The 19,455-nt window shown below is 59.0% G+C and carries 14 protein-coding genes; 4 read left to right on the top strand and 10 right to left on the bottom strand.

Features of this window, described 5'->3' with window-relative positions:
• On the bottom strand, window positions 1-903 hold the full coding sequence (locus FNL37_RS08605; protein WP_159355833.1) for a LysR family transcriptional regulator: 903 nt from the start codon (window positions 901-903) through the stop codon (window positions 1-3).
• Between the two features lie 133 nt (window positions 904-1,036).
• Between FNL37_RS08605 and FNL37_RS08600 the strand changes: the two genes are divergently transcribed.
• On the top strand, window positions 1,037-2,206 hold the full coding sequence (locus FNL37_RS08600) for an MFS transporter (RefSeq protein WP_159355832.1): 1,170 nt from the start codon (window positions 1,037-1,039) through the stop codon (window positions 2,204-2,206).
• 84 nt (window positions 2,207-2,290) lie between these two features.
• Here FNL37_RS08600 and FNL37_RS08595 read toward each other — a convergent pair whose 3' ends face one another.
• The 9 genes from FNL37_RS08595 to FNL37_RS08555 form a co-directional block, all read right to left on the bottom strand.
• The gene (locus FNL37_RS08595) at window positions 2,291-4,351 is read right to left on the bottom strand and encodes an AsmA family protein (RefSeq protein ID WP_159355831.1); all 2,061 of its coding nucleotides are present in this window, start codon (window positions 4,349-4,351) and stop codon (window positions 2,291-2,293) included.
• A 206-nt stretch (window positions 4,352-4,557) separates the two neighbouring features.
• Complete coding sequence (locus FNL37_RS08590) at window positions 4,558-5,259, bottom strand: response regulator (protein ID WP_159355830.1); 702 nt, start codon at window positions 5,257-5,259, stop codon at window positions 4,558-4,560.
• Entirely contained in the window at window positions 5,256-7,976 is a 2,721-nt protein-coding gene (locus tag FNL37_RS08585; RefSeq protein ID WP_159355829.1) for a sensor histidine kinase, read from the bottom strand. The genes FNL37_RS08590 and FNL37_RS08585 overlap by 4 nt, the downstream gene beginning before the upstream one ends.
• A 99-nt stretch (window positions 7,977-8,075) precedes the next feature.
• Window positions 8,076-8,666, bottom strand: a complete 591-nt coding sequence (gene kdpC / locus FNL37_RS08580) for a potassium-transporting ATPase subunit KdpC (RefSeq protein ID WP_159355828.1) — start codon at window positions 8,664-8,666, stop codon at window positions 8,076-8,078.
• Window positions 8,667-8,705: 39 nt separating this feature from the next.
• Window positions 8,706-10,781 (bottom strand): potassium-transporting ATPase subunit KdpB, encoded by a 2,076-nt coding sequence (gene kdpB / locus FNL37_RS08575; protein WP_159355827.1) that lies wholly within the window; start codon window positions 10,779-10,781, stop codon window positions 8,706-8,708.
• A 38-nt stretch (window positions 10,782-10,819) separates the two neighbouring features.
• Window positions 10,820-12,628: a potassium-transporting ATPase subunit KdpA gene (gene kdpA / locus FNL37_RS08570; RefSeq protein ID WP_159355826.1), complete on the bottom strand. Its 1,809-nt coding sequence runs from the start codon at window positions 12,626-12,628 to the stop codon at window positions 10,820-10,822.
• A complete protein-coding gene (kdpF, locus tag FNL37_RS14140; RefSeq protein ID WP_041362091.1) occupies window positions 12,628-12,717 on the bottom strand; it encodes a K(+)-transporting ATPase subunit F in 90 nt (29 codons plus the stop codon). The genes kdpA and kdpF overlap by 1 nt, the downstream gene beginning before the upstream one ends.
• Window positions 12,718-12,995: 278 nt before the next feature.
• On the bottom strand, window positions 12,996-14,132 hold the full coding sequence (locus FNL37_RS08560) for an MFS transporter (RefSeq protein WP_159355825.1): 1,137 nt from the start codon (window positions 14,130-14,132) through the stop codon (window positions 12,996-12,998).
• 129 nt (window positions 14,133-14,261) lie between these two features.
• A complete protein-coding gene (locus tag FNL37_RS08555; RefSeq protein ID WP_013441904.1) occupies window positions 14,262-16,259 on the bottom strand; it encodes a UvrD-helicase domain-containing protein in 1,998 nt (665 codons plus the stop codon).
• Between the two features lie 193 nt (window positions 16,260-16,452).
• Between FNL37_RS08555 and FNL37_RS08550 the strand changes: the two genes are divergently transcribed.
• From FNL37_RS08550 to FNL37_RS08540, 3 genes are all read left to right on the top strand, one after another.
• Window positions 16,453-17,649 (top strand): GGDEF domain-containing protein, encoded by a 1,197-nt coding sequence (locus tag FNL37_RS08550; RefSeq protein ID WP_159355824.1) that lies wholly within the window; start codon window positions 16,453-16,455, stop codon window positions 17,647-17,649.
• Window positions 17,650-17,679: 30 nt separating this feature from the next.
• On the top strand, window positions 17,680-18,129 hold the full coding sequence (locus FNL37_RS08545) for an MEKHLA domain-containing protein (RefSeq protein WP_159356181.1): 450 nt from the start codon (window positions 17,680-17,682) through the stop codon (window positions 18,127-18,129).
• A gap of 208 nt (window positions 18,130-18,337) precedes the next feature.
• Window positions 18,338-19,450, top strand: a complete 1,113-nt coding sequence (locus FNL37_RS08540; protein ID WP_244948241.1) for a diguanylate cyclase domain-containing protein — start codon at window positions 18,338-18,340, stop codon at window positions 19,448-19,450.
• Window positions 19,451-19,455: the final 5 nt, after the last annotated feature.

The following is a 19,455-nucleotide window of genomic DNA, read 5'->3' as shown; positions in this document are numbered from 1 at the left end:
TTACAGCTTGCCGTGCAGTTGCTCGGCTAAAAAATCGACAAACAGGCGGATGCGGGCCGGGATATGGCAACGGCTGTGATAGATGGCATGCAATGGTTTGCTGTCAGCTACATGGCAACCAGCAAGAATTTCAACCAGGCGGCCGACACGCAGGGCTTCGGCCACATGGAAATAACTCATGCGGCTAATGCCCATATCTGCCAGTGCCATTTGTAGCAACGTCTCGCCATTATTGGCCTGGAGGTTGCCGCGCACAGCCACGCTTTGCTGGCTGCCATCGGGCAGGCGAAAGCGCCACTCACTCAGACTATGACTAAAGTTGAAATCGAGGCAGTTATGGCGGACGAGATCAGAAGGCGTTTGCGGCGTGCCATGGCGCGCAAGATAAGCCGGGGTGGCTACCAGCAAATGCCGACTATCTCCCAACTTGCGCGCTACCAGCCCGGAATCCTTGAGTGCGCCGTGGCGGATGGCAATGTCGGTGCGTTCTTCCAGCAAGTCGATCAATGTATCAGTCAGGGTGAGGTCGATAGTGACTTCTGGGTAACATTTGAAAAACGCAGGCAAGGCGGGGATCAGCACATGATGACCGAATGAGAGTGAGGCATTTACCCGAAGATGGCCGCGGGGTGCATCGTTTTGTGGGGCGATACGGTTCTCGGCTTCTTCCATGTCGGCCAGCAGCTTTAAGCAGCTCTCATGAAACAGCTGACCCTCTGGTGTCGGGTGTAGTTGCCGCGTCGTGCGGTTGAGCAGGCGGATAGCGACACGTTGCTCTAGCCGCGCGATCAGTTTGGCGACAGCTGAGGGCGTCAAATCCAGTTGGCGCGCGGCGGCAGAAAAACTGCCCGACTGTACGACTTGGGCAAACACCAGCATTTCTTTCCAGCGATTAACATTCATGGATGAAGTAAACCATTTAGTGGCAGGGTGATTTGTGAAATGAATTCATAACAGATTGTCATCTTGCCTGTCTACTGGCCGGCCCGGTTTTCACGCACCATTCTGCTAATCAAGTTTAAGCAGGAGATGCAGCATGCCTTTAGCTATTTATGCCCTCACTATTGGGTCTTTCGGAATAGGCATTACCGAATTCGTGATCATGGGCTTATTGCCTGAGGTCGGGCGCGACATGGGAGTAACGTTATCGCAGGCGGGCTATCTGGTCAGCGGCTACGCGCTAGGCGTAATGATCGGTGCCCCTTTGATGATAGGCGTTACTGGCCACATGGCACGCAAACACGTATTACTGTGGCTGATGGTGATTTTTACCATTGGCAACCTGGCCTGTGCCATGGCACCAGAATATTGGAGTCTGCTATTGGCGCGTGTCGTTACCTCCTTCGCGCATGGGGCTTTCTTCGGCATAGGCTCCGTGGTGGCCACCAGTCTGGTGCCGCGTGAAAAGCAGGCTTCAGCCATTGCCCTGATGTTTACTGGACTCACCCTCGCGAATGTGCTTGGCGTGCCACTGGGCACTTGGGTGGGACAGCTCTATGGTTGGCGCACAACCTTTGCGCTGGTCACGGTCGTGGGCGTGCTGGCCGTGATGACGATAGGCCTGCTATTACCGCGAGATTCCCGCCACAGCACTGCCCCAAGCTTTGCCAATGAGTTGCGCGTGCTCAGGCAACGCCAGGTGATGCTCGGCCTGGGCATGACAGTCTTCGGCTTTGGCGGCCTGTTTGTTGTTTTTACCTATATCGCCCCTGTTCTTACCAGCCTGGCAGGGTTTCCCGGGCAGGCGGTCTCTCCCATTTTGCTGGTATTTGGCGTGGGGCTGGTACTAGGTAACTGGGCGGGCGGTAAAGCCGCTGATCAACGGCTGATGCCGACATTAATCGGCACTATTGCCTTGTTGATGTTGTGCTTGCTGGGGTTTGGATGGGCCATGCAATCTCAGGTGATGACCATAATCGCCGTCGGATTGCTAGGGGTGGTGTCGTTCGCGACCGTTCCCGCCATGCAGATGCGCGTGCTTGAAAAGGCAAGTGCTGCGCCTAATCTGGCCGCCGCCCTTAATATTGGTGCCTTTAACCTGGGAAATGCGATCGGTGCCTGGCTGGGCGGCTTGGTGATTGACTATGGTAATGGCTTGCCGGGACTGCATTATGCCGGTGCGCTGATGGCGCTGGTGGGGTTGCTGCTCGCAGTCTATAGCGCGGCACTGGACAGGCGCTCATCGCCGCTGCTGGCAAAAGAGTAGACGAATAAAACCTGGCCTTGTTGGACGGATTTTTCTAGCTGACATGGGCTGCCGGATTCACCGCGCCTTGTCTGTGTGCATTGCTTAATGCTGGGTTTTAGCTGGCGTAGCTTCCTGCTTGAGCTGCTGCAAGACCTCGGCGCAGCTGGCCTGTTTGCCATTGCCCGGGTCGACAAATGGCAGAATGGCTGCCAGTGGATTGATCAGCCCCAGGGCAATGCCACCAATCACGCGCAGGGCGATCGGAGTTTTTTCGATAGACACCTCGGGCTGCAAAAAGCTGCCTTGTACATGTATGGGCGAGCGCACGGTCAGTGGCGATACGTTCTTTGGCTTGGCTACCAAACGCAGGTCCAGCTGCTCTTTGCCCATGTCGATATGGCCATCGGTCAATACCCGGGTCACCGGGGTATCCATCAAGCCGACGCGGGGGCTGAGTATGCCGTGCGTTGCCTGCATGTCGATCACGGCGCATTGCAGGGGCACTGGGCTGTCGCCCTGGATCATCACGCCCAGCGCCTGGGCAATATCCAGACCGAGTGCCTCCACGATCAGGTGCGAGACCGAGCCATCGCGCACGGCCATGAAGACATTGCCGTCCAGCGAACCCAGCAGCTCGGCGGTGGTTTGGCCTTTGCCATCCAGTTTGGCATTGCCGTTTAAGCGGCCGGTGAGATAAGGCTGTGGTTCGGGCTTGTTTTCTTTTTTGGCGTTTTCGCGCTGGGTTTGCGAGATTTTCAGCCATTTGTAGAGATCAATGTTTTTCCAGGCGAGCTCAGCGCGCCAGACCGGAATCGCCTCGGGCGGTAGCTTCTTCACATCCGCTTCCAGGCCATTCAGTTTGCTGGCGTCGACCGAGATCATGCCGGACAGGCTGCCATCCGCCGTGTTGGCGTCTATATCGGCCAGGCCCAGCTTGCCTTTTTCCAGTTGCAGGGTGGCTTTCAGCGGGGCAATCGGCCGCTGGAAAGCCGAGCCCAGGTCCACGTAATCCATCAGGATGCTGATGCGGGCATCCATCTTGTTCAGCGCGGGCAGGTTCAAGGGCTTATCCGGAATGGCGCGGGTGCGGGGCGCATTGTCGCCAGCTTCTGCTTCAGTGGCGGTACCAAAGGCCGGCCCCAGGTCAGCCAGCACAAAGCGCTTGCCGCGAATATCACCGGTGAGTAATGGTGTGGTCGGCCGCAAGTCATATTTGAATTTGCCCGTGAGATCACTGCTGCCGATATGGGCTGAGGTGACATCGGCCAGCCACAAGCCACCTTCCTTTTGCAATCTGGTGGTCAGGGTAAACGGCGCCGTGGTGGGCAATACCGTGCTGACCAGATTGCCAAACAGGCTCAGCGATGGACCTTTTACCGTCAGCGTGCCCTTGATGGATTGCTCACCCAGCGCATCGGCCACCTGCCCATCGAAGTCGGCGCGCAGGCCGCCATATTCCACCCAGCCTTTGGAACGCACCGTGTCGTTGCTTTCCTTGAGGCTGGCAATCGGCAAAAAGCCACTGGTAGCCAGATGGCCGCGCAGCGCCTCTTTGTGCAGCTTGCCTTCAATATCGACATTGGATTGCATGGCGGCGCTGGCCGGCTTGCTGGCAGTCTGCTCTGTGCCTTCCTGCGTGTTGAAGCGCAGATCCAGATCGGCTTCCGAGAGTGCATCGCGCACGACTGCCGTGCCGTTATGAATTACCAGGTTTTCAAAGATGGGGAAGGGCCGTGGCGGTTCCTGGTCATCCTGCTTGAATTGCCAGGTGGATACGCCATCCCGATTGCGCAGCACGCGGGCGTCAATCTCTTCCACGCGCAGGCTCTTGATGCGATAGGCATCGCCAGGTTGGAGCGTGAGCAAATCACGATAGCGCAGCCGCAGTTCGGCTTCTTTCACATCCACAAAATGCGGCACCTTGAAAGTATCCGGCGCGGAGATATTCAGGCCACCGGCGCGCAGATAAATCCCGCTGAGGAGATGCAGCTCAAACGGCGCGGTGATGACAATCCTGCGCTCCAGCTTTTCACTCAGAAACTGTTGTGCCGGCGCCCGCAGAAACGGCCAGCCCGCCAGCTCGCAGGCGCCAAGTGCAATCAGCAGCAGAAGCAGCGTAATCCAGAAGGTGCGGAACAATGGGCGGGAAAATAGCGGTGGCATGCGGTTCTTATTCAGTGGTTGATGTTTAAATGGAAAGCATAAACGCTGACAAGTTCACCGCTGTTTGGTGCAAGGCGGGAAGTCTGGCGATTTCATGCAGCCCCGAGTCTGGGCGCAATGGCTGCCAGAAGCAAGGTGAATCCCATGCCCATAGTAAGGCGCTGACCCATCTGCCAGCGCTTAGCCAAAGTGAGCCAGTGTGTCTCTCAGTCAGCGTCTGCCAGCAGGCGATAGCCCACACCGGTCTCCGTCAGCAGGTAGCGCGGTTGGGCCGGGTCAGCCTCCAGCTTGTGGCGCAGATGGCCCATGTAGATGCGCACATAATGTCCACTCTCGATATGGCTGGGGCCCCAGACTTCCTTCAAGAGCTGGCGTTGGGTGACCACGCGCCCGGCATAGCGGATCAGCGTGGCCAATAACCTGAACTCGATGGGCGTGAGACTGATCAGCGCATCGCCGCGATGCACCTGGCGATTCACCAGGTCCACCCGAATATCTCCCATGGTGAAAACGCTCTCCTGTGCCGTATTGCCCGCCTGCGAATGTCGCCGTAACTGGGCGCGTATGCGTGCCAGCAACTCGGCCGTACCAAACGGCTTGGTCAGGTAATCATCGGCGCCGGCATCCAGTGCGCTGACTTTCTGCGCCTCCTGCGTGCGGGCCGAGAGCACTATCATTGGCACATTGCTCCAGCTGCGAATCTGGCGAATGACGTCTATGCCATCCATATCCGGCAAGCCGAGGTCGAGAATGATGGCATCCGGTTTGCGCGTGCCGGTATCAATCACCCCTTGTTTGCCGCTGGGCGTGCTGTGCACGGTGAAACCGGCATCTTCCAGCGCAGCGTGGACAAAACGCTGAATCTGGACTTCATCTTCAATCAGGATGATGGTGGCCGTGCTGCTCATGCGGGTGTTTCCTCGGCGAGTGGGGGTGCGGGTGGTTCGCCCAATGGTAAGGAAAAAATGAACCGTGTGCCATGCGGCTGTTGCGCTTCTGCCCATAGCGCGCCGCCATGCGCCTGAATGATAGCCTTGCAGATGGAAAGCCCCAGGCCGACACCAGGTTGCGGCGACTCGACTTTGCCGCGGGTAAATTTCTGGAATATCTGGGTTTCCATCCCGGCTGGCAGGCCCCAGCCTTCATCGGCCACGGTGACCCACACCTCACCTGGATGCTGCTGGGCAGAAATGCGTATGGTGGTATTCGGCGGACTGTATTTGCAGGCATTGTCCAGCAGGTTGCAGAACACGCGTTCCAGCAGTACCGCATCAAACTGCAGCAGGGGCAGCTCGGGCGGTAGCGTGACTTCAATACGGTGCTGCTGGCTGACTGGTTGCATCGCGCGCAGGGCGCTGCCCAGCACCTCCTCCAATACCTGCCACTGGCTGTTGAGTTGCACACTGCCAGCCTGCAGGCGTGCCATGTCCAGCAGATTCACCACCAGTTGCTGCATGCGAAACGCCTGGTCGTACAGGGTCTCCAGCTGGGCATGCCGCTCAGAGGGCATGTCCGGGGCCTGGCGCAGCTGGTCGGCGATGCCGAGCAACGAGGTCAGCGGCGTGCGCAGGTCATGGGAAATTGCACTCAACAGCGAATTGCGCAAGCGTTCCGACTCCATGGAAATCAGCGCATCGCGCGCCACTTCGACGTAATGCTTGCGCTCCAGCGCCAGGGCAATCTGCGCGGCAAAGGTATCCAGCAGCTGGCGTTGTTCCGGCAAAAAGATGGCCGCCTGGTTTTCCGGGACGATGGCCAGCACGCCGCGGGTGCGCATCGGCGCCTTGAGCGGCACATACAGCACCGGGCTGGAGGGCAGGGTATTGGTGCCCAGACCAGCGTGTTCCTGATGATCAAAGGTCCATTGCGCGATGCCGAGATCCACATCGGCCAGGGTATGCCCATGCCCGGCATCCGCTTCCGGTGCCCGCAGCTTGTCATCGGCATCCGGCAGCAGAATGGCAGCGCGGCTCTGAAACAGGCTGGCGATATGGTGCACGCTGACCTCGACAATATGCTGCGTGGTCATGGTGGAGGCTAGCTCCTTGCCAATCTCGTACAAGGCCAGGCTGCGGCGTTCGCGGTAATTGGCGATCACGGCCTGATAACGCAGACTGGAGGTGAGGTTGCTGATGACCAGCGCCACCGACAGCATGATGCCAAAGGTCAGCAGGTATTGCGTGTCGGAGACGGTAAACGACAGCTTGGGCGGCACAAAAAAGAAATCAAACGCCGATACGCTGAGGATCGACGCCAGGATGCCGGGGCCGCGTCCATAGCGTATCGAGATCAGCATGACGCCCAGGAGGTAGAGCATGATGACATTTGATAGCTCGAAGTATTGCAGCAGCATGCCCGCGATGACCGAGGTGGCGGCACTGATGGCCAGCGCCCACAGGTAGCCACGTTTTTTCAGGCCGGATAAATGGGCATTGGCTGCCATTTGCAGGCTGTGCTGCGGTGCTGGCTTGTGCCGTGGCTTGGGCTGGCGTACCACCACATGCAAGTCAATATCGGTGGCTTCCTTCGCCAGTTGATCGGTCACGCTGGGGACAAACAGGCGCATCAGCAAAGGCCGCCTTGGCTTGCCTACCACCAGGCGCGAGACATTGCGGCTGCGCGCATAGTCCAGCAGCACGGTGCTGACCTCATCGCCGCTCAGGGTGGCGGTGGTAGCCGCGCCCAGTGTTTGCGCAAGCCGCAGGTTGTCCAGAATGGCCTGACGCTCGGCGTGCCCGAGCTTTTGCAGGGCGGGCGTTTCCACATAGGCGGCCAGCCATTCGGCTTTCATGCTGATGGCAAGACGGGCGGCGGTTCTCACCAGTTGCTCGGCCTCCGGGCCCGGCCCCAGGCCCACCAATATGCGCTCATGGGTTTGCCAGACGTGCTGGATGCTCTGGTCAGTACGATATTCGCGCATCTGCGCATCCACACGGTCTGCGGTGCGGCGCAATGCCATCTCGCGCAGGGCGATCAGGTTGCCCTTGCGGAAAAAGTGGCGCCGCGCACGCTCGGCCTGCTGCGACATATAGACCTTGCCTTCCTGCAGGCGCTGCAGCAGCTCTTCCGGCGGCAGGTCGACCAGCGTCACCTCATCGGCGAGGTCAAACACCTTGTCCGGCACCGTTTCTGATACCCGGATGCCGGTAATCTGGCCCACCACATCATTCAGGCTTTCCAGGTGCTGCACATTGAGCGTGGTGTAGACGTCGATGCCCGCCGAGCAAAGTTCTTCCACATCCTGCCAGCGTTTGCGGTGGCGGGAGCCCTCGGCGTTGGAATGCGCCAGCTCATCCACCAGCAGCAGACCGGGGCGGCGTGCCAGTGCGCCATCCAGATCAAACTCGTGCAGGGTTTTATCCCGATAGCTCAGGCTTTTGAGCGGCAGTTGCGGCAAGCCTTGCAGGCGTGATTCGGTGTCGCGGCGGCCGTGGGTTTCGATCACACCCACCAGCACATCCTCGCCTTCCTGCATGCGGGCATGGGCGGCGGTCAGCATGGCGAAGGTCTTGCCTACACCGGCGCAGCTGCCGAAGAAAATCTTGAGCCTGCCGCGTTGCTGGCGGGCATCTTCCTGCTGCAGTTTTTCCAGCAGCGCATCGGGGTCAGGGCGCGTATGGCTCATGTGCGCAGTATAGGCGATTTCGGGGTGGCGTCAGCAGGGCCGCATGCCACACAGCGCGGGGCTGGGTGTTTACGCACATCAGTCTCACGCACTCCCATATTATTCATTCCCCCGCTGCCTTGGCTGCAAGGCGTCCAGCGCCAGATTGAGTTCCAGTACATTGACGCGAGGCTCGCCCAGCACGCCGAACTGACGTCCTTGAATATGCGCTGTCACCAGCGTATTCAGCTGCTCGGGTGTGAGCTGTCGCGCCTGGGCGATACGCGCCACCTGAAAGTAGGCGGCGGCCGGGCTGATGTCCGGGTCCAGCCCGCTGGCGGAACTGGTGACCAGGTCGACCGGCACTGCGGATGGCGATGCGGGGTTGGTCTGCAAGTCAGCCACGCGCTGTTTGACGGCATCACTCAGCGCCGGGTTGAGCGGCCCCAGGTTGGAGCCGGACGAGGCCGCAGCATTATTGGGATAAGGCGCGGTGGCCGAGGGGCGGCTCCAGAAATACTCCGGGCTGCTGAAGTGCTGGCCGATCAGGCGCGAGCCGACAATCTCGCCATCGCGCGTGAGCAATGAGCCCGCGGCCTGCCGGGCAAAGGCGGTCTGGCCAATGGCGCTGACCAGCAGCGGATAAACGAGTCCGGTCAACAGGCTGAGGCCGATGAACAGGAACAGGGCAGGGCGTAAATGCTGTTTCATGATGATGTTTCCTCTAAAAATGTAATGCCTGGCATCGGGCTAGAGCATTTGCAGCAGCAGATCGATCAGCTTGATGCCGACAAAAGGCACCACCACACCGCCCACGCCGTAGATCAGCAGATTGCCACGCAGCAGGCTGGCGGCACTGGCGGCGCGATAAGGCACGCCTTTCAGCGCCAGCGGAATCAGAAACATGATCACCAGCGCATTGAAAATCACCGCCGATAGAATGGCCGACTCCGGGCTGGCGAGGTGCATGACATTCAGCGTGTTGAGCTGCGGATAAGTGCTGGCAAACGCGGCCGGGATGATGGCGAAATACTTGGCAATATCGTTGGCAATGCTGAAGGTAGTGAGCGAGCCACGCGTCATCAGCATCTGCTTGCCGATCTCCACGATCTCAATCAGCTTGGTCGGGTTGGAGTCCAGATCCACCATATTGCCGGCTTCCTTGGCGGCCTGGGTGCCGGTGTTCATGGCGACAGCAACATCGGCCTGCGCCAGCGCGGGAGCATCATTGGTGCCGTCGCCGGTCATCGCCACCAGCTTGCCCGCCGATTGATGCTCGCGTATCAGCTTGAGCTTGGCCTCCGGCGTGGCTTCGGCCAGAAAGTCATCCACACCCGCTTCGGCGGCAATGGCGGCGGCCGTGAGGCGGTTATCGCCGGTGATCATCACGGTTTTGATGCCCATGTTGCGCAGCTCGGCAAAGCGCTCCTTGATGCCGCCTTTCACCACATCTTTCAGCTCAACCACGCCCATCACGCGGGCGTCGTCGGCCACCACCAGCGGGGTGCTGCCACGGCGGGCGATGTCGTCTACCATCTGGTTGACTTCATGGGCAAATTTTCCGCCCTGCGATTCCACCCAGCTGCGAATCGCCGAGGCGGCCCCTTTGCGAATCTGTTTGGCGCCGAGGTTGACGCCGCTCATGCGGGTTTGTGCCGAGAATGGCACGAACTCGGCTTGCAGGCCCTGCAGATCACGCTCGCGCAGGGCGAAGCGGTTTTTTGCCAGCACGACGATGCTGCGGCCCTCCGGCGTTTCGTCGGCCAGCGAGGCTAGTTGCGCGCTATCGGCCAGCTGTTGCTCGCTGATGCCGGGTGCAGGCAGAAACATGGATGCCTGCCGATTACCCAGCGTGATGGTGCCGGTCTTGTCCAGCAGCAGCACATCCACATCACCAGCGGCCTCGACCGCGCGGCCCGAGGTGGCGATGACATTGGCCTGCATCATGCGGCTCATGCCCGCTACGCCAATCGCCGAAAGCAAACCGGCAATGGTGGTGGGAATCAGGCAGACCACGAGCGCGACCAGCACGGTAATGCTGGCAGGTGCGCCTGCTCCGGCCGCATGCACGCTGAAGAGGGAGAACGGCAGCAGGGTGACGGTTGCCAGCAGAAAGACAATGGTCAGCGCTACCAGCAGTATGGTCAGCGCGATTTCATTGGGGGTTTTCTGGCGTTTGGCGCCTTCCACCATGGCGATCATGCGATCCAGAAAAGCTTCGCCCGGATTGACGCTGATGCGCACCACCAGCCAGTCCGACAACACCTGGGTGCCACCGGTGACCGCGCTGAAATCGCCGCCGGATTCGCGGATGACCGGGGCTGATTCACCCGTAATGGCGGCTTCATTCACCGAGGCAATGCCTTCCAGCACCTCGCCATCGGCCGGGATCATGTCCCCGGCTTCCACCAGCACAATGTCGCCTTTGCGCAGGCTCTGGCTATCGGTGATGCTGATAGCCGCCTGGCGGGAAGCGCTGGCCAGTTTTTTGGCGGGCACATTCTGCTTGGCGCTACGCAGGGCCGCCGCCTGGGCTTTGCTGCGGCCCTCAGCCAGGGCTTCGGAAAAGTTGGCAAACAGCACGGTAAACCACAGCCAGATGCTGATCGCCAGGATAAAGCCCGCCGGGGCTTCGCCATGGCTGCCATGCGACTCAAGCACCAGCGCCTGGATGAACATGAGCGTGGTGAGCATGCTGCCCAGGTAAACGACGAACATGACCGGGTTGCGCCATTGCACCTGCGGTGCCAGTTTTTTGAAGGAAAGTGCGATGGCAGGCAGTATCAGCTGCGTATCGAACATGGAAAGGTCTTTGGGGGAATGCATGCGTAAAGACTCCTCAGTAGGGTAGGAAGGCATAACCATTAATGGCCAGCCACCATTTGCAGATGCTCGATGACCGGCCCCAGCGCCAGCGCGGGTACATAGGTCAGGGCGCCCACCAGCACCACCGTGCCAATCAGCAGGGCAATGAACAGCGGGCCATGCGTAGGCAGGGTGCCGAGGCCGGGGGTGATGCGCTTCTTGGCGGCCAGCGCATCGGCAATCGCCAGGATGGGGATGATGATGCCGAAGCGTCCCACCGCCATCGCCACCGCCAGCAACAGGTTATAAAACGGCGTGTTGGCAGACAGGCCGGCAAACGCGCTGCCATTGTTATTGGCTGCGGAGGAAACGGCATACAGGATCTCGGTGAAACCATGCGCGCCGGGGTTGGCAATGCCAGCGAGTCCGGCGGGCAGCATCACGGCGATCGCAGTGCCTGTCAGCACCAGAATGGGCGTGACCAGCAGGATGACCGCCGACATTTTCATTTCAAAGATTTCAATCTTTTTGCCCAGGTATTCCGGCGTGCGGCCTATCATCAGCCCGGCCACAAACACGGCAATCACGGCATAAATCAGCATGGTGTAGAGCCCGGAGCCCACGCCGCCAAACACCACTTCGCCCAGCTGCATCAGCCATAGCGGTACCAGCCCGCCCAGCGGCGTCAGTGAGTCATGCATGGCATTGACCGCGCCACAGGAGGCGGCGGTGGTGATGGTGGCAAACAGGGCCGAGGTGGTGATGCCAAAGCGGGTTTCCTTGCCTTCCATATTGCCGCCGGATTGCAGCGCGCTGCTGCTCTGGTCTACGCCCAGCGTTGTCAATATGGGGTTGCCATCCTGCTCGGCCCACAGGCTGACAGCGGTCATGGCTACGAACAGCAGCGCCATCGCCGTCCAGATCGCCCAGCCCTGGCGGCGGTCACCCACCATCAGGCCAAAGGCGTAACAGAGCCCGGCGGGTATCAGGAAAATCGCCAGCATTTGCAGGAAATTGCTGAACGGTGTCGGGTTTTCAAACGGATGTGCCGAGTTGGCATTGAAAAAGCCACCGCCATTGGTGCCCAGCATCTTGATCGCCTCCTGCGAGGCGACCGGGCCCATGGCCAGGGTCTGTGTATGGCTGGTGATGGTTTCCTGCGCTGGCTTGCCATCGCTATCCAGCTTGGGCTGGCCCTGGTCATCCAGCACGGGCTGGCTGTAGGTGACGCTTTCCAGCGTATTCACTTGCTGGTAGGCGCTGAAATTCTGGATCACGCCCTGGCCCATCAGCAGCACCGCGAGCAAGACGGACAACGGTAGCAAGACATACAGCGTGCTGCGTGTCATGTCGACCCAGAAGTTACCAATGGTGGCCACCGAGTGGCGGGCAAAGCCGCGAATCAGCGCGATCACCACGGCAATGCCGGTAGCGGCGGAGAGGAAGTTTTGCACCGCCAGCGCCAGCATCTGCGTCAGGTAGCTCATGGTGCTTTCACCGGCATAGCCTTGCCAGTTGGTATTGGTGACAAAACTCACGGCGGTGTTAAAGGCCGAGTCCAGGCTGATCTCGCCCATGCCCGCCGGGTTCAGCGGCAGGCTGCCCTGCCAGCGTTGCAGCAAAAATACCGCCAGCACGCCTATTGCATTGAACAGCAACAGGGCGACGGTATACGATTTCCAGCCCATCTCCTGCTGTGGGTTTACCCCGGATATGCGATACAGCAAGCGCTCCAGCGGGCCCAGCAGTTTTCCCAGTAGCGGCACGCGGCCTTCCATGGCGCGATGCAGATACAGGCCCATGGGTTTGGTCAGCAGCAACAGCGCTGCCAGATAGATCGCCACTTGTAGCAAGGCATTCGCACTCATCAGAATTTCTCCGGTTTGCATAAGGCGTATAACAGATAAGCAAGCAGCAGCAAGGCAAGTGCGCCGCTCAGTACATAAAGCCAGTTCATGGTTTTGCTCCCAGGTAAATGCAGTACGCGGCCAGCAGATAACTGGTCAGCAGGTACAGCAGAATCAGCAAGGTGTTGAAAATGTCCATCGGAGTCATCAGCCTGATCCAGTGAATGGCGTGAGCTTACTGAGGCCGATGTAAAGATGGCGTAATGAAGCGGGAGAGGGGTGTAAAAATGCTGTAAAAACGCAGCGCTCAGGCACGGCAGGGCGCCAATGCCTGAGCGTTTGGGATCACCGCCCGCAGGCGGCGCTTAGAGAGGAGTAAGAGGCGGGATCAGCCGCGGCGCATGCTGAACAGCGTGAGCAGGCAACCGGCAATGGCGACCACGGTGGCGGCCAAAGGCACCGCTTGCAGGCCCAGGCCAAAATGAATCACGGCACCACCGAGAAATGCGCCGACGGCATTGCCCAGGTTAAAGGCACTCTGGTTAACGGTGGAAGCCATAAGCGGCGCTTCGCCTGCCTGGCGCATGGCATTGGTCTGCAAGCCCGGCCCCACGGCAAAGGCAATCATGCCCCAGATAAACGCCGTGGCCACAGACAGCAGCGTGAACTGCATGCTCCAGGCAAACAGCAGGCTGAGGAGCGCCATGCCAAGCAGTGAGCCGGCAATGGTTGGCAACAGCCAGCGGTCAGCCAGCTTGCCGCCGATATTGAGCCCCAGGGTGGCGGCGATACCCAGCAACACCAGCACCAGGCTGACCGCATGCGGACTGAGGCCGGATTGATCTTCGAGGATGGGCGTGATGTAGGTAAAGATGGTGAATACGCCAGCAAAGCCCACCGCGGTAATCGCCATTGCCAGCAGGGTTTGTGGGTGTAGCAAGGCTTTCATTTCATCGCGAATGTTCGCGCGCGGCATGGCGGTGATGTCGGGGATAAAGCGCCACACGGCCGCCATGGCAACCAGACCGCAAGCGGCCACGGTCCAGAACGGCAGGCGCCAGTTGGTGAGCTGGCCCAGCAGCGTGCCGAGAGGCACGCCGAGCACATTGGCGAGCGTCAGGCCGCTGAACATCAACGCCAGCGCGCGCGAGCTTTGCCCTGGTGGCGCCAGATAAATAGCGACCACGGCGCCTATGCCAAAGAATGAACCATGGCTCAGGGCGCTGAAAATGCGGGCGAAAGCCAGCAATTCATAGTTGGGGGCCAGCGCACACAGGGCGTTGCCCAGGGTAAATATGCCCATCAGCCCGATCAATGTCGCCTTGCGCGGCCAGCGCATGGTGAGCGCCACTACCAGCGGGCCGCCTACGACCACACCCATGGCATATACAGTGACCAGATTGCCCGCTGCTGGAATGGATACCTGCAAGTCGCGCGCGATATCCGGCAATAGCCCCATGGGCAGAAATTCGGTCATGCCTATACAAAATGCACCGGCGGCCAGCGCCAGCATCCAAAGACCCATGAGGTGGTTTCCTGCCATTAATGAATGCGTGTTCAAATCAAGGGATAGCGCCGCTTGGCGCTATCCCCGTGTGTGTTCCGGCTTGCTTTCGGCCATACTGGCTGACCGGTATTGAAGGTTGGCTGGCGCCTATTCCTTGGCCTGGGCCAGCATGGCACGGATTTGTGCCATGCGTTCGCGGCCATTTTCCTTGGCGGCTGCCGGGTCGCTGGCGGGCATGCCGAAATGCTTGACGTCATCGTGTGGCAGCTCGGCAATGAAACGGCTGGGTTCGCAGCTCTCGGTTTCACCGGCGCGCTTGCGCTTGCGGCACCATGAGATGTTCAGCGACTTCTGCGCGCGGGTAATGCCCACGTACATCAGGCGGCGTTCTTCCTCGATGCGGTCGGTGTCTATGCTTTCGCGATGCGGCAATATGCCTTCTTCACAGCCGATCAGGAACACATGGCCGAACTCCAGGCCCTTGGCCGCATGCAGGGTCGATAGCTTGACCGCGTCCGGCTCGCCGTTTTCGCGGCCTTCCAGCATGCTCATGAGCGAAATCATCTGCGTCAGTTCCAGCAGGTTTTTCTCGTCCTCATTGCCTTTTTTGGTGAGCCAGCCGGTAAAGTCCAGCACGTTTTTCCATTTGCTTTCGGCGGCGCGTGGCTCTTCACTGTCGTAAAGAAAGGCCTCGTACTGGATGGCATTCAGCATGTCATTCAGCATCTCGCCCGCCGGGTCGCGCGTGGCGCGCTCCTGCACGCGGTTGATGTACTGGCAGAAGGTCAGCAAATCTTCCAGCTGGCGGGCGCCCAGTTCGCGCTGAAAGTCGCCCTCAAATGCGGCGGCAAACAGCGACAGGTGATGATCGCGGGCATATTCGCCCAGGCGTTCCAGCGTGGTGTTGCCTATGCCTTTTTTCGGGGTGGTGGCGGCGCGGATAAACGCGGGGTCATCGTCTTCATTGGCGATCAGCCGCAGATAGGCCACCAGGTCCTTGATCTCGGCCTTGTCAAAGAATGACTGGCCGCCGGAGACGGTGTAAGGCACCTTGTGGTTGCGCAATTGCTGCTCGAAAATGCGCGCCTGGTGATTGCCGCGATACAGAATCGCGTAATCGGAAAACTGCGTGCGGTGCTCGAACTTGTGCGCCATCAGCTTCATCACCACCGACTCGGCTTCGTGGTCTTCATCGCGCGCAGCGCTGACCTGGATCAGGTCACCCGTGCCCAGTTCGCTCCACAGCTTTTTATCAAACAGCTTGGGGTTGTTGGCGATCACCTGGTTGGCCGCGCGCAGGATGCGCACGGTGGAGCGGTAGTTCTGCTCCAGCTTGATCACCTTGAGCCGCGAGAAATCCTCGGTCAGCTGTCGCAGGTTTTCCACATCGGCACCGCGCCAGCCGTAAATCGCCTGGTCATCGTCACCCACCGCGGTAAAGCGGCCTTCGACGCCTGTCAGCAGCTTGACCAGCTTGTACTGGCAGGCGTTGGTATCCTGATATTCGTCAATCAGCAGATATTTGAGCTTGCGCTGCCATTTTTCCAGCGCCTCGCGGTGCTGTTCAAACAGCTCCACCGGCAGCTTGATCAGGTCATCAAAGTCCACTGCCTGATAAGCCTTGAGGGTTTGCTGGTAAAGCTGGTAGACCTTGGCGGCGGCGTGCGTCAACTCTTCGTCGGCCTGGGCCTTGGCCTGATCCGGATTGATGAAAGCATTCTTCCACTGCGAAATCTGCGATTGCGTGCGGCGCAGCAGCTGCTTGTCAGTGGTGGCCAGCACATCGGCCAGTATCTTGTAGCTGTCGGAAGAGTCCAGAATGGAAAACTGCGGCTTGTAGCCTAGTAGGGCAGCCTCCTGCCGCAGCATCTGCAAGCCCAGCGAGTGGAAGGTGGCGATGGTCAGCCCCTTGGCCGACTTGCCTTCCAGCAAATGCCCCACACGCTCCTGCATCTCGCGCGCCGCCTTGTTGGTAAAGGTGATGGCCGCGATTTCACGCGGCTGGTAGCCGCATTGCTCGATCAGGTAGGCGATTTTCTGCGTGATGACGCGTGTCTTGCCGCTGCCCGCACCCGCGAGCACCAGCAAAGGGCCGTCCAGATATTTGACCGCTTCACGTTGCGGGGAGTTGAGTTTGCTTAACATGCACCAGGTGGATTCGTTTCAGGGAAAAATCGGGGGATGCCGTTGATGACAGGCAGCGTACTTCGCAAGTTGCACGCGTATTTCCAAGTTGCATAAGTTTAGCTTTAACCGGGTTTTGATGCCAGCAAGCATTGCTTGTGGCATAGTGTGAACTAACTAAAAAAAGAACCAATAAAAGGACAATGAATCCGTAATGTTAGGCTTGGATTTCAAGACCATGGTTGTCATGGCTACCCTGCTGACATTCTGCATGTCAGGACTGCTTATTTTCATGCGTTTTCATGGTATCCGCGGCCCGGAATACTGGGCTGCCGGCAATCTCTCCATCAGCTTTGCCATGATGTTTGTGATGTTCCATTATGATGACATTCAGCATTGGGTTTCGCTGATCCTGTCGCTGATGGTGTTCGGGCAATCGGTGCGCCTGCTGGGGATACGACGCTATACCGGACAAAAGGTGCGCTATTACTTTCCCTTCGTGATGGTCTGTGGCCTGCTGCTGCTGGATGTTTTTACCCTGGGCTTTTTCAGGAGCCAGCCGCTCACGGTGTTTGTCAATTCCATGGGGGTCGTGTTTCTGCATGTTGCGTCGGCAGGGCTGTTGTATCAGTTTTCCATCAAACCGGCGCGTGCGCCCGCCGAGCGCATCACCTGCCAGATCACCGCTGTCATTTTCTTCACCATGGCAGTGCTGATGGCGTATCGCGGCATCAGTGCGTTGTTTGCCGACGGGCCTATCCTCGATCACCCCATGGGGTGGCAACCCAATGTGCTGACCTTGCTGGTTGGCAGCATGCTGCAGATGTTGGTCACGTTTGGTCTGGTGATGATGGTGAGTTTTCGCAAATCCTCCGAGCTTGAGCAGTATGCGCATTACGATGCGCTGACCGGTATCCTGAACCGGCGCGGTCTGGAAGAGGCGGCACGGCGTCTGGCCAGTTTTGGCCGCCGCAATGACAGCGGCTTGGTCATGCTCTTGCTGGACATTGATCTTTTCAAGCACATCAATGACCGCTGGGGCCATCCGGTTGGCGACGAGGTGCTGCGTCAGCTCACCCGGCAAATCAAAACCCAGACCCGTGAAGAAGATGTGCTGGCCCGCTACGGTGGCGAGGAATTCTGCCTGCTGCTGCCAGGCTCCACCGAGCAGGAAGGCATACAGTGTGCCGAGCGCATACGGCAATCGGTTGAGTCCCTGCGTATTGTTCAGGGGCCAGTCACGCTCCAGTTCACCGTCAGTGTGGGCATCACCTGTGCAAGGCTGGCTGGCTATGATTTCCGCAGTCTGCTGGCTTCGGCGGATGCGGCCCTGTATGCCGCCAAAAAAGCCGGGCGTAATCAGGGCGTGGCGTATTCCAGCCTGTCAGGACTGAATCTGCAGGCAGCGTAATCTGTGTCTGCCTTTATCCATACGCCTTTCATGCATGCGCACAGTCATTTGCTGTGCAGCAGTTACCTGCGGCTGACAGGCCGCCCGCTGATTGCGCAAGGGCAGGGCGACATGCCCAATGACGCGCTGCTCGCCGAGTCACTTTACGCAGCTGATGTGGCCATCGTTTCGCACGATACGGCCGCTGACCCCATATTCAACTATGCCAATCTGCAGGCGCAGACCTTGTTTGGCTATGACTGGGAGCACTTTGTGCACTTGCCCTCCAGACTGTCTGCCGAGCCCATGGTGCGCGAAGCGCGCGCGGCCTTGTTGCAACGGGTCGCCAGGGATGGCTATGTCGATGATTATGCTGGCGTGCGGGTGACTGGCGATGGGCGTCGTTTCATGATCACCCGGGCCACGGTGTGGAATCTGCATGATGCAGAGGGGGTATACCGGGGCCAGGCGGCCTGCATACACGACTGGCATGCGCTTTAGCATGGTCGGTGGCATCAAGTTTATGGGGGATGCAGCCGATATTAATGAATCATTGGGCCATGCCCTGTCCAACAAGGGATGGATATGTGGGACATTACCCTGCGGGTAAGCCATTCGTGCGCTGATACAGATCGAACCATAACGGTAGACATAATTTAACGTGCTCGATTATAAAAAACAGATTATTCGGCCTTTTATCCTGGCGTCCGTGCTGCTTAGTGCAGCCCTGGCCGGCTTGTTGTTTGCCGCGATCCATCTGGTGCATATTTCGCGGCTGGCCGAGCAGACTGACGTGCTGCGCATTGAGGCCATCAAGCTGCACAAGGCGATTGTCCAGGTCGAGACCGGGCAGCGCGGTTATCTGCTTACCCAGAATGTGCGTTTCCTGGAGAACTATCGCAAGGGCAAGGCTGATATCAAGCGCATCACCCACACCATGAATGTGCAAATGATCGACGTGCCGGATATCAAGCATCGCTTTGAGAATGTCAGCAAGCTGGTCGAGATCAAGCTGCGGGTGACAGAAGCCTCCATCCAGACCGAGATAAATTCCGGCGCGTATGCCCCCCATCTCAATTCGGCCAAGATCGGCGTCAATATCATGGACAGGATAGACACCGAGCTGGAAGATATCGATGACCTGTTGCAGCGTCGCAAAGCCGAGTTGAGTGATGCCTCCCGTCGCGCGCTAAAGCAGACCATGGGCGGCGCTGCCTTGTTGCTGCTGACCGTGATCGGACTCTTTACCGGTGCCTATTACAAAACAGTGCGCCTGTTTGAAATCGCGTCCACCTCCCAGACCACGGCGGAGGAAATGAGTCATGATGCTTACCATGATTCGCTCACCGGTTTGCCCAATCGCCGCTACTTCGAAAGCTATTTCCGGCGACAGATTTTCCTCTCCAAGCGCAGCGGCCAGCCGTTTTCGCTGTTTTACCTTGATCTGGATGGCTTCAAGGAAATCAATGACCGCCACGGCCATGATGGCGGGGACCTTGCCCTGAAGTTTGCCACCGAGCGCTTCAAGAATGCCTTGCGGGAGTCTGATTTCATCGCCCGCCTGGGTGGCGATGAGTTTGTCGTGCTGGTGCACAACTACCGTTCCGTCAGTGAAATCGGCGGACTGGGCAATCGCATCATTCGCTATATCAACCAGCCGTTTACCATTGATGGGCAGCACCAGCTGCTGGGCGTCAGCATTGGTATCAGCTGTTATCCCATGGATGGCCAGGAGGCGGATGAGTTACTGGATGCCGCTGACCGTGCCATGTATCAGGCGAAGAAAAACGGCAAGAACCGCCTGGTGTTTTCGCAGGATTGAGACGC

It is taken from the genome of Methylovorus glucosotrophus, from assembly GCF_009858335.1.
GTDB classification, from domain to species: Bacteria; Pseudomonadota; Gammaproteobacteria; order Burkholderiales; family Methylophilaceae; genus Methylovorus; species Methylovorus glucosotrophus.
The sequence above is the reverse complement of the archived record's forward strand: the minus strand, read 5'-3'. Positions and strand labels throughout refer to the sequence as shown.

Coding starts and splice junctions, on each gene's coding strand:
- FNL37_RS08605 (WP_159355833.1), bottom strand. CDS start 903: ATGAATGTTAATCGCTGGAAAGAAATGCTGGTGTTTGCCCAAGTCGTA.
- FNL37_RS08600 (WP_159355832.1), top strand. CDS start 1,037: ATGCCTTTAGCTATTTATGCCCTCACTATTGGGTCTTTCGGAATAGGC.
- FNL37_RS08595 (WP_159355831.1), bottom strand. CDS start 4,351: ATGCCACCGCTATTTTCCCGCCCATTGTTCCGCACCTTCTGGATTACG.
- FNL37_RS08590 (WP_159355830.1), bottom strand. CDS start 5,259: ATGAGCAGCACGGCCACCATCATCCTGATTGAAGATGAAGTCCAGATT.
- FNL37_RS08585 (WP_159355829.1), bottom strand. CDS start 7,976: ATGAGCCATACGCGCCCTGACCCCGATGCGCTGCTGGAAAAACTGCAG.
- kdpC (WP_159355828.1), bottom strand. CDS start 8,666: ATGAAACAGCATTTACGCCCTGCCCTGTTCCTGTTCATCGGCCTCAGC.
- kdpB (WP_159355827.1), bottom strand. CDS start 10,781: ATGCATTCCCCCAAAGACCTTTCCATGTTCGATACGCAGCTGATACTG.
- kdpA (WP_159355826.1), bottom strand. CDS start 12,628: ATGAGTGCGAATGCCTTGCTACAAGTGGCGATCTATCTGGCAGCGCTG.
- kdpF (WP_041362091.1), bottom strand. CDS start 12,717: ATGAACTGGCTTTATGTACTGAGCGGCGCACTTGCCTTGCTGCTGCTT.
- FNL37_RS08560 (WP_159355825.1), bottom strand. CDS start 14,132: ATGGGTCTTTGGATGCTGGCGCTGGCCGCCGGTGCATTTTGTATAGGC.
- FNL37_RS08555 (WP_013441904.1), bottom strand. CDS start 16,259: ATGTTAAGCAAACTCAACTCCCCGCAACGTGAAGCGGTCAAATATCTG.
- FNL37_RS08550 (WP_159355824.1), top strand. CDS start 16,453: ATGTTAGGCTTGGATTTCAAGACCATGGTTGTCATGGCTACCCTGCTG.
- FNL37_RS08545 (WP_159356181.1), top strand. CDS start 17,680: ATGCATGCGCACAGTCATTTGCTGTGCAGCAGTTACCTGCGGCTGACA.